The sequence below is a fragment of the Kitasatospora sp. NPDC004289 genome (assembly GCF_053602875.1).
Genome location: NZ_JBSGEL010000013.1, coordinates 93,453 through 108,004 on the forward strand (window position 1 = coordinate 93,453; position 14,552 = coordinate 108,004).

Below are 14,552 nucleotides of genomic sequence, written 5' to 3' on the forward strand. Positions count from 1 at the left end.
GACGGAAACCGTGACCACGAACGCCACTGCCACCGAGCCCCTCTCCATCGCCATCGTCGGTTCCGGTCCGCGCGGCCTCTCGGTCCTGGAGCGCCTGGCCGCCCGGCTGAACGGCGGCGAACTGAGCGGCCGTCAGGTCCGCATCCACGTGATCGACGCGGTGGAGGTCGGCTCGGGGCGGGTGTGGCGCACGGACCAGGACGACTGGTTCACGATGAACACGGTGGTCGGCCAGGTGACGATGTACTCCGGTGACCCGGACGGCGGCCCGGCCCGCCCCGGCGCCGGTCCCTCGCTGGGCCAGTGGATCGCCGAGCGGGCCAGAACCCACGGCGAGCCGCTGCTGGGCCCGGACGACTACGCCTCCCGGCAGCGCTACGGCCAGTACCAGCAGGCCGTCTACCGCAGCATCCTGGCGAGCCTGCCGGAGCGGGTCCAGGTGGTCGAGCTGAACGGCCGGGTGGAGCACGTCGTGCCGCGCGGCGCCGGCGGCCACGTGCTCCGGGTGGACCTCGCCCCGTACCACGTGCCCTACCTGATCGAGGCCGACAAGGTGCTGCTGGCGACCGGTCACCCGACCAACCAGCCCGACGAGTTCGAGCAGCGGATGCTCGCCTTCACCGAGCGCCACCCGGGCACCGCCTACCTGTGCGGCGACTCCGCCGCCGACATGGCGCTGGACAAGGACACCATCGCCCCCGGCTCGACGGTCGCCATCCGCGGCCTCGGCCTCTCCTTCTACGACGTGATGCTCAGCCTGACCGTCGGCCGCGGCGGCACCTTCGAGACCGACGCGAACGGCACCCTGCGCTACCTGGCCAGCGGCCTGGAGCCGAAGATCGTCACCGGCTCGCGCAGCGGCCTGCCGATCCCGGCCCGCGGCCGCAACCAGAAGGACCCCGACCACACCCACACGCCGGTCTTCCTCACCAAGCAGGCGGTGGCCGAGGCCCGGGACCGCCGGCTGGCCGAGACCGGCAGCGGCCAGCTGGTCTTCAACGAGGACGTGCTGCCGCTGCTGATGCGGGAGGTGGACCACGTCCACCAGGAGGTGCACCGCCGCAGCGGCGCCACCACCCCGGCCGAGCCGATCGACCTGCAGAAGCTGGCCCGCCCCTTCCAGGGCGAACTCTTCGCCGACGGCCGGGAGTTCCGGGCCCGCCTGCTGGAGGTGATGCGGGCCGACCTGGCCGCCGCCGAGCAGGGCAACGCCGAGGGCCCGCTGAAGGCCGCGCTGGACGTGCTGCGCGACATCCGCAACGTGGTGCGCGAGGCGGTGGACTTCGGCGGTCTGCGCCCGGACAGCTACGCCCGCGAGTTCCAGCGCGACTTCCTGCCCGTCAACTCGCTGCTCTCGGCCGGCCCGCCGATCGCCCGGGTCGAGCAGCTGGTCGCCCTGATCGAGGCCGGGGTGGTCGAGGTGGCCGGCCCCGCGACGGACTTCGCCGCTGACGAGCAGAGCGGCACCTTCCGGATCTCCTCCCCGCAGGTGAACGGCTCCGAGCGGACCGCCACCGCGCTGATCGACGCCCGGATCCCCACCCCCGACCTCTACCGCGACTCCTCCCCGCTGACCCGCTCCCTGCTGGCCGACGGCACCATCGGCGAGTACCGGCACGTCGACGAGGTGAGCGGCGAGATCGTCTACACCGGCGGCCTGAACGTCACCCGGGCCCCGTTCCACCTGATCGCCGCCGACGGCACCGTCCACCGGGACCTGTACGCGCTGGGCATCCCGACCGAGCACACCCGCTGGTTCACCCAGGTCGGCAGCGGCAAGCCGGGCCTCAACACCCTCTTCCGCCAGGACGCCGACGCGATCGCCTCCGACATGCTCAGCACCGCCGACCGCGCCCCGCTGCGGTCCCTCACCTCGGCGGCCGCCCGCTGACCCACCCGGCACCACCGCTGAACTGCCCTTCCACCGGAAAGGAAAACGGCCCCTCCGGTCGGCTCTGACGAAGTGTCGGAAGTCGACTGGAGGGGCCGTCGCGCGTCGGTCGAGAGTGTCCCGCGTCCTGAGGTTCACCCGATCGAAGGGAAGCGGTACATGCGATCCACCCTCGCCACCGGTCTGCGCCGGAGCACGGTCCTGGCCCTGGCGGCCGTCCTGTCCGTCACCACCCTGGCCACCGGAGTGGCCGGCGCGGCCGAGGACACCACCGACTCGGCCGCCAGCCAGTTCGCCCTGCAGGAGAGTTGGGCCGAGTACGAGGACGGCGGGGCCAACCTGCTGCTCGCCTGGAACGAGAAGACCGTCCAGGCGACCATCGCCCAGGTGGACCTGAACGGCGCCACCGGCATCCTCCCGCCGGTCGCCGCCCGCTACCACGCGATCGTCTCCACCTGTGCCTACGACGCCTGGGCCGCCTACGACGCCCGGGCGATCGGCACCCGGCTCGGCGGTCAGCTGCGCCAGGTCTGGTGGAAGCGCAGCTACGCCAACCGCAAGGCCGCCGTGGCGTACGCCTCGCACCGCGCGCTCAAGGACCTGTTCCCGCAGCAGACCGCGAGCTTCGACGCGCTGCTCCAGCAGCAGGGCTACGACCCGGCCAACGCCGAGGTCAACACCTACACCCCGGCCGGCATCGCGCACACCGCCTGCGACGCGGTGCTCAACTACCGCCACGGGGACGGGGCCAACCAGCTCGGCACCCCCGCCTACTCGGACCCGGGCAGCGGCTACACCCCGGTCAACCCGGCGCAGGACGTCAACGCCTTCGACAAGTCCAAGGTGGTCGCCCCGGACCGCTGGGCCCCGCTGATCGTCAACGGCGCGACCCAGAAGTTCGCCGGCCTCCAGTTCGCGGCCACCAAGCCGTACGCGCTGAAGAGCAACAGCCAGTTCCGCCCGGTCGTCCCGCCGGCCTACGGCACCCCGGAGGCCAACGCCGCGGTCGAGGAGCTGCGCCAGATCAGCGCGGGCCTGACGGACCGCCAGAAGGCGATAGCCGAGTTCTGGATCGAGCCCAAGGAGGGCCCGACCGGTCACCAGAACCGCCAGGCCCAGTGGGTCGCCCGCCGCGACTTCCACACCCTGAGCCAGGACGTGAAGATGTTCTTCGGCCTCAACATGGCGATGGGCGACAGCGGCAACGCGGCCTGGGAGTCGAAGAAGTACTTCGACTACGCCCGCCCGCTGACCATGATCCGCTACGCCTACGACGGCCAGCAGATCCAGTCCTTCGGCGGCCCCGGCCAGGGCACCGTCACCATGGACGGCAAGAACTGGAAGTCCTACCTGCCGACCCCGGCCTTCGCCTCGTACATCTCCGGCCACTCGATCTGGGGCGCCACCTGGGGCGAGTACATGAAGCTGTGGACCGGCAGCGACGCCTACGGCGAGAGCGCCGTGGTCAAGGCCGGCAGCCTGAAGTACGACACCAACGCCCCGGCGGCCGACGTCACGCTGAAGTGGGACACCTTCAGCCAGGCGGCCGACGAGGACGGCATGTCCCGCCTCTACGGCGGCGTGCACTGGCGCTTCGACAAGGAGCAGGGCGCGGTGCTCGGCCGCAACGTGGCGAACAACGCGTACAACGTCGCCCGCCAGTACTTCGCCGGGATCACCCCGAACGTCGGCTGACCTCTCGGGCGTGGCGGCCCGATATGTCCAGAATGTCTCCCTATGATCGGATCGCCGTCCGCACGGTGCGGACGGCGGTCCGAGGGAGTTCCGATGGACGATTACCCGCTGCTCAACCTCTTCTGGACGATGCTCTGGCTGTTCCTCTGGGTGCTCTGGTTCTTCCTGCTCTTCAAGGTGATCGGGGACATCTTCCGCGACCACTCGATGGGCGGCTGGGGCAAGGCGGGGTGGCTGGTCCTCGTGATCCTGCTGCCCTACCTCGGGGTGCTGGTCTACCTGATCGCCCGCGGCAACTCGATGGCCCAGCGCGACCGCGAGCAGGTGCAGCGCAGCGAGGCCGCCTTCCGGTCCTACGTCCAGGAGGCCGCCGGACAGCAGACGGGCGGTCAGAAGCCCACCCAGGCCGACGAGTTGGCGAAGCTCGCGCAGCTGCGGAGCAACGGCACGCTGACCGAGGAGGAGTTCCAGCAGGCCAAGACCAAGCTGCTGGCCTGAAACGGAACCGATCACGCCCGGGGCCTTCCTCGACGATCTCCGAACTGGCATGCTGGCCGCGCCTGATTTGGACATGTCGAGGGGGGTTCCGTGTCTCGTGTCTGGAGTGCGGGCCTGGCTGCGGCCAGTGCCCTGCTGTTGGTCCCCGGTGTGGCCGTCGCCGCACCGTCCGCCGGAGGAGCTCCGGCCAAGGTCGACCCGGTGTCCTGGACACCCTGCAACCCCGATCCGAGCAAGCCGGATCCGGGCATCTACGACTGCGCCACCTACCCGGTGCCGCTGGACTACGCCAAGCCGAACGGCGAGAAGATCGGCATCGCCATGCTGCGCCGCCGGGCCTCCGACCCGGCCAACCGAATAGGCTCGCTCTTCCTCAACCCCGGCGGCCCGGGCGGCAGCGGCTACCTCTGGGCCACCACCACCCGCTTCCAGAAGAAGGTCCAGGACCGCTTCGACCTGGTCGGCTTCGACCCGCGCGGCGTGGCCCGCAGCAACCCGCTGCGCTGCTTCACCAGCAACGAGGAGTCCGACGCCCTCTGGGGCCGCGCCACCGGCGTCCCGGTCACCGCGGACGAGGTCCGCGACACCATGGCCGCCAACCGCGACTACGCGGCCGCCTGCGGCAAGAACGCCGGCCCGCTGATCAAGCACATGTCGACCATCAACGTGGTCCGCGACCTGGACCGGATGCGGCAGGCCGTCGGCGACGCCCAGCTCACCTTCGCGGGCTTCTCCTACGGCACCCTGATCGGCTCCACCTACGCCAACATGTACCCGTCCAAGGTCCGCGCCGTGATCGTCGACGGCAACGTCGACCCGCAGCTGCGCCTGGCCAACGGCCTGGAGTACGACCGCCAGCGTGCCGACGGCTTCGAGATCTCGCTGGACGCCTTCCTGGAGCACTGCGCCACCGCCGGGATCCAGCGCTGCGCCTTCGCCGGCGGCGACAACCGGGCCCGCTTCGACGCCATCCGGGACCACCTGCGCACCAGCCCGGTGACCCTGCCCAGCGGCGCCGTCGTCACCCTCTCGACCTTCACCAGCCAGGTCGCCAACGCGCTCTACGCGCAGACCCGGCTGGCCCCGCTGGCCAAGTCCATCCAGGACCTGGACACCGCGATCAACGCCCAGGGCGCTCGCTCGCTGACGGGCGGTCAGCCGTCCACCGGCGACGCCGACCAGCTGGCCGTCCAGGCCCCGAACGCGCTCCGGGAGGCCCCGGCCGAGACCCCGTACACCTCGGACGACTCCTACTACGGCGTCAACTGCCAGGACAAGCCGTACCCGCCGGTCCCGCAGCTCTTCCCGCTGGTGGCGAAGGCCTGGGAGAAGGAGTCCCCGACCTTCGGCCGCTACCAGGCCTTCGACGCGCCGCCGTGCGCCAGTTGGCCGGCCCCGGCGCTCACCTCCGAGCGCTACAGCGGCCCGTGGAACAAGAAGACCGCCAACACCGTGATGGTCATCGGCAACCTCTACGACCCGGCCACCCAGTACAAGTTCGCCCAGCGCATGCAGCGCGAGCTCGGCAACGCGGTCCTGGTCACCGTCGACTCCATCGAGCACTGCGCGGTCGGCCGCAGCGCCGCCCTCAACGCCCTGGTCACCGACTACCTGGTCGACAGGACCCCGCCGGCCCCGGGCCAGACCCTCAAGACGGACCTGGACCCCTTCCCGGCGGTCTGATCCGACGTCACCACCGCCGTGCCGCGTGCCCGCTCCTCCTCACCGGGGGGCGGGCACGCTCATTCGTTGACGAGCACGGGGAGGGAGAGCACCGCGGTGACCGGGGCCGAGGTGAGCTTCTCGGCCGGGATGGAGAAGTCGATGCCGCCCTCGGCCGCGCGCGGGCCCAGGTGGGCGCCCTCGGACTCCTCCTCCTGGTAGTGGAAGGTGCCGGTGCCGGCCAGCCGGCCCTGCTGGTCGTAGAAGGCGGCCCGCAGCTCCATGACCAGCACGTCGCTGATGTCCGAGGTGATGGTCAGGTGGCCGCCGACGGCCGAGCCCTTGTCCAGCGTCAGCTCGGTCAGCGTGACCCGGTCGGTGAACGGTCCCGGCTCGATCCGCACCTCGCCCGGGCGGACCTCGCCGCCCAGCGAGGCCGGGGCGGCGGGCACCTGCTTCGGCTCCGGCAGCGTCACCTGGCTCGGGGCGGGCAGCGGCCCGGCGTCCTGCGCGGCGTCCTTCGACCCGGTCGAGGTGCACCCGGTCAGCAGGGCCAGGGCGAGCAGCGGGAGGACGAGGGCGCGGCGGGTCGGGTTCACGGCGGGGGTCTCCTGGGGAGCGGGGGCGGGAGTACGGCCGGGGGCCGGGAGGGGGCGTGTGCCCTCCCGGCCCCCGGTGTCGGACGGGTCCGTCAGCCGTCCTGACCAGGCTTCGGCCTCCGTGACGGGGCGTCAGCCGTCCTGGTGCTGCTGCGTGTCAGCGCGGCGAGCGGTTGAACAGCGAGCGGTACATCTTGCCGTACAGCTCGGTGTTGTCCTGGCTGGCGGCGTAGCGCTGCGAACCGGGGCCGAAGGCGAACAGCGGCACGTCGGCACCGGTGTGGTTGCCGGACAGGTAGGTCAGCCAGAGGCTGGCCTCCGGGCTGCCGTCCACCACGCCCGCGGCGTCGTCCGGGGTGCGGAAGGTGGCCGGGGCGAAGTTCTTCGGGTCCTTCGAACCGGCGCCGTTCACGATGCCGGTGGAGCGGGTGGCGTCCTTGGTGTTGCCACCGGTGCGCGACGGGGCGCTGTTGTTCGCCGGGTTGCCCGGGTCCACGTTCACCGGCGGGGCGGCGGCCTCCGCGTTGGTGAAGGTGCCCTTCTCGATGATGTTGAAGCCGGCGCACTCGTGGTCGGCGGTGACGATCACCAGGGTGTGGCCGTCGCGCTTGGCGAAGTCCACGGCCTTGGCCACGGCGTCGTCGAAGGCCTTGATCTCGCCCAGGGTCTGGGCGGCGTCGTTGGCGTGCGAGCGCTTGTCGATCTGGGCGCCCTCGACCTGGAGGAAGAAGCCCTTGCGGTTGCGCTTGCCCAGCAGGTCGATCGCCTTGGTGGTGAGGTCCGACAGGGTCGGCTCGGCCTTCTCCGGGGCGCCGGCCGGCAGCGCGGACTTGGCCGCCTCCACCGTCAGGTTGCCGCGGTTGAACAGGCCGATGACCTTGCCGCTGCGCACCGCGTCCAGCTCGGCCTTGGTGGCGACCTTCTGACTGGCGGCGGTCTGGGCCGGCAGCGCGGCGTCGCCGAAGCTGCCGAGCACCTGGTAGCCGCGGTCCTTCAGGGCCTTCTGGTCGTCCGGCTCGAAGCGGGCCAGGCCGCCGCCGAGGATGACGTCGGCCGTGCCGTTGCGGGCGATCTGCTCGGCGACCGGGGTGATCAGGGTGGCGTCCGAGGGCTTGGCCTCGTACGTGCCGTCGGCGTTCTTCGGCAGGCAGGCCGCGTCCGAGTAGACCGGGCCCTGGCAGCCGCGCAGCAGCACGTGGCTGAACTGGCCGGCCGGGGTGGCGTCGGTGATCTCGGCGGTCGAGACGTTGCCGGTCGAGAAGCCGGCCGCCTTGGCCTGCTCCATCAGGGTGGCGACGCGCTTCTCGTACGAGTCCACGCCGAGCGCCGCGTTGTAGGTCTTCACGCCGGAGGACCAGGCGGTGGCGGAGGACGCCGAGTCGGTCACCAGGGCGGGCTTGTTGCTGCCCTTCTCGACCGCGTAGGTGGCGACCTGGCCGACGACCGGCATGCGCTCCATGTTCAGGCGGCCCGCGGCGCCGTAGAAGCGGTCCCGGCCGGCCGTGACGTGGGTGCGGCCCATGCCGTCGCCGACCATGTAGATGACGTTGCGGATGTCGTTGCCGCCGCCGTACCAGCCGTCGTGGCCCTGGTCGTTGCGGTACTGCTCGGACGGCTCCGAGTTGGCGGTGACCGCCGCGCCGCCCACCAGGGCGCTCGCGGTCACGAGCACCAACGCGGCCTTGAAGGCCTTGCGCTGCATAGGGGTTCGTCTCCTCGACAGGTTCAGCGCACCCGGCCGGCTCGCCACCCGCGCACGCACCCGGGACAGCGCCGGGCGGTGCGACCGTAGCGACGGCGCGTGAACGCGCCACCCGTGGTGGGTGTCCGTTGTCCGAACAACTTCCCCTCGGGTCTCCACCGTGCGGCACGATCGGGCACGGAGGACAACGAACGAGGGGGATTCCGTGGAGAACTGGCTTGCCGTGCTGGACGCCGCCCGGACCGCGGCGGGGCTGCGGACCGTGACCGAACTGCTGGCGCCGGGGGACGGGAACGTGGTCCACGACCCCTTCTCGGTGCTGATCTCCCGGCGGGTGACGCTCGGTCAGGACAACGTCCTCTACCCGGGCGTGACGCTGGAGTGCGACGAGCTCAGCAGCTGCTCGATCGGCTCCGGGAACGTGCTCCGCCCGGGCACCGCGGTGCTCGCGGAGGCCGGCGGCTCGGTCCGGATCGGGGACCGGAACCTGTTCGGGGACGGCGGCGCCCGGATCAAGGCCAACCGGGCCGACGCGGCCGTGGTCGTGGGCGACCGGACCAGGCTGCTCAACGGCCCGGAGGTCGTCGGCCGTTCGGAGATCGGCGACGGCTGCCAGGTGATCGGCGCCGTCGCCGTCCAGTCCGTCCGGCTGGCGGGTGGCGGCGACCACGCGTACCCCGACCCGGACGGGCGGGGCGCGGTGCTCAAGGGGAGCGGCCTGGCGCGCGGGCTGTCCCTGGAGGCGGGCGAGGTGGTGAACGGCAGCGGCGACTTCGCGGCCGCCCCGGTCGAGCGCCAGCGCGCGTACCACCCGGACGCGCCGAGGCTCTGACGTGGCGTGACGCGGGTCACGTCCGCCGGTTGTCACACCCGGCCCGGCTGCTCCGTCGAAGGGATGACAGCGCAAGACGAGCACCGAACGAGGGAGCACCCCGTGGAGATCCGCCTCAACCCCTACACCAACCCGGTCCTGGGCAAGGTCTTCAAGCACATCATCGCGGCGGGGAAGGTCCTGGAGGACTCGGGCCTGCCGGCCACCACCCAGGAGCTGGTCAAGCTCCGGGCCAGCCAGATCAACGGCTGCGGCTTCTGCACCGACATGCACTTCAAGGACGCCGTCCACCACGGCGAGAACCCCGAGCGGCTCAACCTGGTCGCCGCCTGGCGCGAGGCCACCGTCTTCACCGAGGCCGAGCGCGCCGCGATCGAGCTGACCGAGGAGGCCACCCGGATCGCCGACGCGGCCGGTGGCGTCAGCGACGAGGTCTGGCAGCGCGCCGCCCAGCACTTCGACGAGGACCAGCTCGGCGCGCTGGTCGGCGCCATCGCCCTGATCAACGCCTTCAACCGCGCCAACGTCATCCTGCAGACCCCGGCCGGCGACTACCGCCCGGGCCAGTTCGCCTGACGCCTCCTCGGCCCGACCCGTCTGCCCGTCTGCCGGCCCGGGGCCTTGCGGCCCGGGCCGGGTGACGGTGGGTCAGGGGGCGACGGCGGCGAGGCTCATCTGCTCGTTGAAGACCACCCAGCACTGACCCGGGGCAAGGCCGTTGACAGCAGCGTGAGTTGGCGGACGAACAGTTGGGTCACCGCCTTTCGTCCGAACGTGTGGCGACGGACTCACCGTGACCGGATCTGCCGCTGGGGGCCCGGTCCGTGGGAGGGTGGTGACATGAAGGTGATCGGTTTCGTCCTGAACGTGCTCTGGCTGCTGCTCTGCGGGATCTGGATGGCGCTCGGCTACGCGGTGGCCGGGATCGTCTGCTGCATCCTGATCGTCACCATCCCCTTCGGGAGCCTTCACCGAGGATCAGCATCACGCGCGGGTCGACCCGCCCTTCGATTCGCATAGGTGGCACGAGGTCGAGGGCAGGGAGCGGCACTCGCTCGACGGTGGCGAGGAGGCGGTTGACGTCAGCCCAAGTCCCTTTCTGAACCCACTCATTGAAGTACTTCGAGGCGGTGCTGGTCGATCCGTACTCCTCGCGCAGCATCGGCCAGGAGGCCCCGGTCCGGGCCTTGGCGAGGATCGCGTCGACCGACCGTCGGACGCGGTCGCTGCGGCCGGCTGGCAGCAGATGGGCGATCAACTCCCAGCTCTCGTCGGACAGATCGCTCGCGGGTACAGCCAGCTCGGCGGAGCGGTACCAGGACTGGACCGTGCAGGGCACTCCGCCCCGGCGGAGCGGGATCGGCCCCTCGATGAACACCTTCACGTCGAGCAGGGCGAGCACCTCGCCCTGCTCCCCGGGCTTCATGTCCGCGAGGTGGTGCCGGGCCGTCCGGGCGAGCTGCCGGAGGTCCCGGGCGCGGCGGTCCGCGTCCTCAATCTCCGCCAGCCACGCGGCCGCCTCCTCGCGCATCTGGTGAAGCTGCTCCAGTTCGGCGTTGAGTGAGGCGGTCGCCTCCGCGATGGCGTTCGCCGACTGCTTCTGCTTGGCGGAGGCGACGATCACGACGGCGATGGAGCTGTCCAGGGCGGCGATCTGACGGTCGAGGTCCGCGATCCGCTCGGTGTGCGCGGACTGGTCGCCCTCGGCCATGCCGACCCACTCGGCGGCGAGCTTCTCCAACTTCTCGGAGTCGCCGAGCAGTTTGACCACCTCGGACCAGACCCGGGTCTCGACGGCCTCGGCGTCGACGTAGGAGCAGTCACACACCTCCTGCTCGGGGACGGTCTCGGTCTTACCGCTGCAGCGGTAGTTCCGGCGGCCGGCGACGAGCGACTCGCGGCTGATCCCGGTGTAGGGCTCGGTGCAGAGCCCGATGAGGCGACCGCTCAGCGGATAGACTGCCCGGTTGCCGCTGCTGGGCTTCGATCGCGAGGAGACCTTCCTGCGAAGGGCGGCCGCCTCGTGCTCCTCCAGGACCGGCGGAAGCGAGATGGTCACCGACTCGCCCCACACCGGGTTGCCGTCCATGTCGGTCTCGGCGTGCTCGCCGCGGAAGACGAGCTCGGCGTCGAGGACGGCACGGGACAGGATGCGGTCACGCAGGTTGGCGGCCGACCACGGCCTACCCGAACGGGTGGTCCTCCCCTCGGTGTTGAGCCGGATGGCGATCTGACGAAAGTTGAGGTTCTCGGCCACCACCATCCGGTAGACGCGGCGGATGAGCTTCCGCTCGCCCTTGTCGACGACCAGGCGGGAGGCACGCTTCGTGCCCTTGTGCTTGATCCGGTAGCCGAACGGCGGCCGGCCGCCTATGTGCGGGCTGCCGGGCTCCTCCGCCTTCTCCTGGAGGCCGCCCTGGGTGCGGGAGCGGATGTTCTCCCACTCGGTCTCGGCGTAGTCGGCCTCGCGGCGCATCTGCGCGCGGCCCTCAGGCGTGGTGTTGTCGATGTTCCGGTTGACGATGGCGACGAAGACGTTGATGTCCTCCAGCGCCCAGACCCAGCGCCAGAAGGCTCGGCCGGTCCGGCCGATGCGGTCACCCTTCTCCACCACGACGATGTCGAACTCGTCCCGTTCGGCGCATTCCATCAGCCGGTCGAAGTCTGGACGCTCGCCCATCTCCTTGGAGCCGGAGACGCCGTCGTCCTCGAAGGTGCCGACGTGATCCCAGCTCTTGCCCTTGATGTGCCGGGCGTTCTTCTTGGCCTGGCTGGCGATGCCGAAGCCCAGCTTCTGCTCCTCGGTGCTGACCCGGAGGTAGTCCACGGCACGGAGGGTGCGTTGCGCCGTGGCGCGGGCGAGCGTGGCGGATGCGGCACGCGGGCGGGTGCTGGGATTCGTCATGTCGACTCCTGGACGGTCGGTCGGCCCCGGCGACGGCTGCAGCCGTCGCCGGGGCGCTCAACGGGGGGTGAGGGTATGCGAATTACTCGCGAGATGCTGCTGTTTCCGCGCCAGCACGAGGAGTTGAAGCGCGTGGAGCGAACAGCAGACGCAGGAGGCGGGCGCGCTCAGCTGGTGTCAGGTCGGCCCCCTGCGACCACGTCACGGAGATCCTGGGCTGCCGGAAACCTGTCGGGCGAACGCTCCTGTGCAGTTGGCTGTCGAAGGAGGCCGTGATGCTGGGGCAGTTCAGCTGGGGGAACTGGGCGTGGGTAATGGGACTCCTTGGGCTTTGGGAGCGGGGAGAGGAGGCGGTGGCCTCGGTGGGGGTGATGGTGACGCGGCCGTGTCCGGATAGGGGACAGGCCAAGGAAGCTGCGGTCGGTCGAGGCAGGGAGGCCTGCGTCGTACGGCAGCTGGAGAAGACCGTCAGATCGGTCTGGGGATCTCGGCGGTGATGGCCGAGGTCAGGGAGAGCGCCGTGTTCGCGACGACGGCGTGATTAGCCCATGAGCTGAGCTCAAGGGCCAAGGGGTGGGGCGCCTGGCTCCTTTCTCGGTGGCGGCGGGGCAGTTCGGCAACAGGGCCGAGGGTGGTGACCGGCCGTAACTGGCAGGGAAGCTGGCGGCTACCCCTCGGGTGGGGCGTCGCCCTGCAGCCGCTCCGCCTGCCGCTTGGCTTCCTCGAAGGCCGGGAATCGGAAGAAGATCAGAGGGGAGATGCGGACGGGGCCGCGTCGGCGGCTCTCCTCGCTGAGGGCGCGGACGATGCGGTCGTTCAGCTCCTTGGCGTGTTGCGGGAAGAGCGCGTTGTACTGGTCGAGGGCGTCGAACACCGTGTTGGTGCTCTGCAGCAGGTCCAGCAGGAAGCGGTACCTGGCGACTACCTCGGTGGTCAGCTGGGAGATGTGCTTGTCGGAGGAGGACTCGGGTGGGCCGAGGAACTCCTCCAGGGTGAGGCCGAAGACCTTGGCGAAGCCGATCGCTTCGTCGAGGTTGATCCGCCGGCGGGGCTCGCCGCTCTCGATCCGCCAGACCGAGGACTGGTTCATGGGGTAGCCGGCGGCGGTCATGCGCTTGGCGAGTTCGCCGGTGCTCCACCCGAGGTACTCGCGCTCCAGGCGGACCCGCTCGGCGGCGTGCTCCTCGCTGAGCGCGGGGGCTGCAGGGGAGTTCTCGGGCTGGCCCGGCTGATCGGACATTCGATTCACCTCGCATCGAAGTTAGCTCGTTCTTGCATCGTCGCTGGGGACACGCTACGGTCATCCCTGGCGGATGGCAAGTCTATCCGAAATGCATCATCCCTCAAGATCCCGGAGCCCACCACGACCCCCGCTATTGCGATACTCCCCGCTCGCCTTCCGTCCCCTGCCCGGGTTGTCCGGGTGACCGCCTGGGACCGGCTCGCCGTCGCCCTGATCGGCGTGGCCGGATTCGCCCTGTCCTTCGACGCGCTGCAGCAGATGGCCGTCGCCATCCACGTGCGCGGCCCGCTGGCGTACGTCTTCCCGCTCACCGTCGACGGGTTCATCGCCTACGGCGTGCGCGCCCTGCTGGTCCTGCGGGCCGCACCGTGGACGGCGCGCCTGTACGCCTGGTTCCTGTTCGCCGGTGCGACCGCTGCCAGCGTGTGGGCCAACGCCCTGCACGCCGTGCGCCTGAACCAGGTGCTCGACCAGGGCGACGGGCTGCAGCTCGGCGACGGCGTCGTCGCCGTCCTGTCGATGCTCTCCCCGCTCGCGCTCGGCGGCGCCGTCCACCTCTACATCCTCATCGCCCGCCACGCCGTCACCCCGCAGCCTGCCCCGACCGGGGCGGCCGGTGGGACTTCTGCCGACACCATGTTCCCGGACCCCGGTGCGCCGGACCGGCCGATCGGTGGTCCGGTCGCACCCGCCCGGCCGTCCGCCGCGACCGGACCGTCCGTCTCCAGCGGTCCGGAGGGTCCGGACGAGGGCGTGGTCCGGTCCGCGCCGTCCGCCTCCTCCGCGCCCGACGAGGTCGCTGGTCCGCTCTCGGCCGTCGCGGACCCGGTGCTGGTCCGGGCCGCCGGTGGTCCGGGGGCGGGGTCGGCAGAACTCTCCGGCTCCGAGGCGCGGACGGACAGCGGCGGACCGGATGCCGATGGCGTGACCGAGCCGCCTCCCGCTGCTGGGGGCGGTCCGGGGCGGCGGACGGGTCGTCCGGTGGGGGCGTCGATGGAGCGGCTGCTGGAGGCCAGCCGGCCTGCGGTCCGAGCCCATGGCCGTCCGAGCCGTCCGGTTGTTGAGCGCGCGGTCCGCGAGGCCAACCTGCCCATGGGCAGTACCCGCTTCACGGTCCTGATGGACGAGCTCCGCAAGGAGTTCCCGCACGGTCCGGTCCGCGAGCACCCACCGGTCGACTGACCCCACCTCGGCGGACCGGTCCACCGTCCGGCTCGTCCGCTCGGACTTCTGCCGATGCGCAGAACTCCCTGGTCCGGTTCGGTCCGTCCGCAGCTGACCCGGTCGCTGCGGACGGACCGCATCCCTTCCCCGTGCGCACACCGGACCATCCCGCCTCCGGAGCATGGCGGCCTGCCCGCGAAGCCTGCCGCCCTCGTGTCGGGCATGGTCCGGACGCTGGCCAACCCGATCCCGACACCCCTTGGAGCATGCCCTGACCAACGACCTTTCCGTGCCGAACCGCCGACCTGCCGGTGGTGTAACCTCGTTCGACCGCACCGGAGTTGACCACCCACACGTCAAG

11 protein-coding genes and 1 pseudogene are annotated in these 14,552 nt (G+C 71.1%); 8 read left to right on the top strand and 4 right to left on the bottom strand.

From position 1 onward, the window contains the following. Positions 1-10 precede the first annotated feature (10 nt). The 4 genes from ACWEPF_RS11620 (at position 11) to ACWEPF_RS11635 (ending at position 5,767) form a co-directional block, all read left to right on the top strand. On the top strand, positions 11-1,891 hold the full coding sequence (locus ACWEPF_RS11620) for an FAD/NAD(P)-binding protein (protein ID WP_452172425.1): 1,881 nt from the start codon (positions 11-13) through the stop codon (positions 1,889-1,891). Between the two features lie 159 nt (positions 1,892-2,050). Further along, the gene (locus ACWEPF_RS11625) at positions 2,051-3,586 is read left to right on the top strand and encodes a vanadium-dependent haloperoxidase (protein ID WP_452172426.1); all 1,536 of its coding nucleotides are present in this window, start codon (positions 2,051-2,053) and stop codon (positions 3,584-3,586) included. A gap of 93 nt (positions 3,587-3,679) precedes the next feature. Continuing rightward, positions 3,680-4,084 (top strand): SHOCT domain-containing protein, encoded by a 405-nt coding sequence (locus tag ACWEPF_RS11630; protein ID WP_452172427.1) that lies wholly within the window; start codon positions 3,680-3,682, stop codon positions 4,082-4,084. A gap of 90 nt (positions 4,085-4,174) precedes the next feature. Continuing rightward, positions 4,175-5,767, top strand: coding sequence for an alpha/beta hydrolase (locus ACWEPF_RS11635; protein ID WP_345278840.1), 1,593 nt, complete (start codon positions 4,175-4,177; stop codon positions 5,765-5,767). A 59-nt stretch (positions 5,768-5,826) separates the two neighbouring features. Here ACWEPF_RS11635 and ACWEPF_RS11640 read toward each other — a convergent pair whose 3' ends face one another. Both ACWEPF_RS11640 and ACWEPF_RS11645 read right to left on the bottom strand, forming a co-directional pair. Further along, positions 5,827-6,345, bottom strand: coding sequence for a hypothetical protein (locus tag ACWEPF_RS11640; protein WP_452172428.1), 519 nt, complete (start codon positions 6,343-6,345; stop codon positions 5,827-5,829). Between the two features lie 157 nt (positions 6,346-6,502). Continuing rightward, the gene (locus ACWEPF_RS11645) at positions 6,503-8,047 is read right to left on the bottom strand and encodes an alkaline phosphatase (RefSeq protein WP_345278837.1); all 1,545 of its coding nucleotides are present in this window, start codon (positions 8,045-8,047) and stop codon (positions 6,503-6,505) included. Positions 8,048-8,252: 205 nt separating this feature from the next. On the opposite strand from ACWEPF_RS11645, the gene ACWEPF_RS11650 reads away from it, so the two are divergent. The 3 genes and pseudogenes from ACWEPF_RS11650 to ACWEPF_RS11660 all read left to right on the top strand — a co-directional run. Continuing rightward, positions 8,253-8,879 carry a hypothetical protein gene (locus ACWEPF_RS11650; RefSeq protein ID WP_452172429.1) on the top strand — a complete coding sequence of 209 codons (627 nt, stop codon included), beginning with the start codon at positions 8,253-8,255 and terminating at the stop codon, positions 8,877-8,879. A gap of 102 nt (positions 8,880-8,981) precedes the next feature. After that, a complete protein-coding gene (locus ACWEPF_RS11655) occupies positions 8,982-9,455 on the top strand; it encodes a carboxymuconolactone decarboxylase family protein (RefSeq protein WP_449797735.1) in 474 nt (157 codons plus the stop codon). Between the two features lie 264 nt (positions 9,456-9,719). Continuing rightward, positions 9,720-9,842, top strand: a pseudogene (locus tag ACWEPF_RS11660) (YccF domain-containing protein); the annotation flags it as partial. Here ACWEPF_RS11660 and ACWEPF_RS11665 read toward each other — a convergent pair. Together ACWEPF_RS11665 and ACWEPF_RS11670 are read right to left on the bottom strand one after the other, a co-directional pair. Further along, positions 9,826-11,784 carry a recombinase family protein gene (locus ACWEPF_RS11665; protein WP_452172430.1) on the bottom strand — a complete coding sequence of 653 codons (1,959 nt, stop codon included), beginning with the start codon at positions 11,782-11,784 and terminating at the stop codon, positions 9,826-9,828. The pseudogene ACWEPF_RS11660 and the gene ACWEPF_RS11665 sit on opposite strands and share 17 nt — an antisense overlap. 667 nt (positions 11,785-12,451) lie before the next feature. Beyond that, a complete protein-coding gene (locus ACWEPF_RS11670; RefSeq protein ID WP_452172431.1) occupies positions 12,452-13,024 on the bottom strand; it encodes a helix-turn-helix domain-containing protein in 573 nt (190 codons plus the stop codon). 183 nt (positions 13,025-13,207) lie between these two features. Here ACWEPF_RS11670 and ACWEPF_RS11675 point away from each other — a divergent pair, with 183 nt between their 5' ends. After that, complete coding sequence (locus ACWEPF_RS11675; RefSeq protein ID WP_452172432.1) at positions 13,208-14,209, top strand: DUF2637 domain-containing protein; 1,002 nt, start codon at positions 13,208-13,210, stop codon at positions 14,207-14,209. Positions 14,210-14,552 lie beyond the last annotated feature (343 nt).

Bases quoted from the DNA above. Each gene is read 5' to 3' on its own strand.
- ACWEPF_RS11630 (WP_452172427.1), top strand. From the start codon at position 3,680: ATGGACGATTACCCGCTGCTCAACCTCTTCTGGACGATGCTCTGGCTG.
- ACWEPF_RS11625 (WP_452172426.1), top strand. From the start codon at position 2,051: ATGCGATCCACCCTCGCCACCGGTCTGCGCCGGAGCACGGTCCTGGCC.
- ACWEPF_RS11645 (WP_345278837.1), bottom strand. From the start codon at position 8,047: ATGCAGCGCAAGGCCTTCAAGGCCGCGTTGGTGCTCGTGACCGCGAGC.
- ACWEPF_RS11670 (WP_452172431.1), bottom strand. From the start codon at position 13,024: ATGTCCGATCAGCCGGGCCAGCCCGAGAACTCCCCTGCAGCCCCCGCG.
- ACWEPF_RS11665 (WP_452172430.1), bottom strand. From the start codon at position 11,784: ATGACGAATCCCAGCACCCGCCCGCGTGCCGCATCCGCCACGCTCGCC.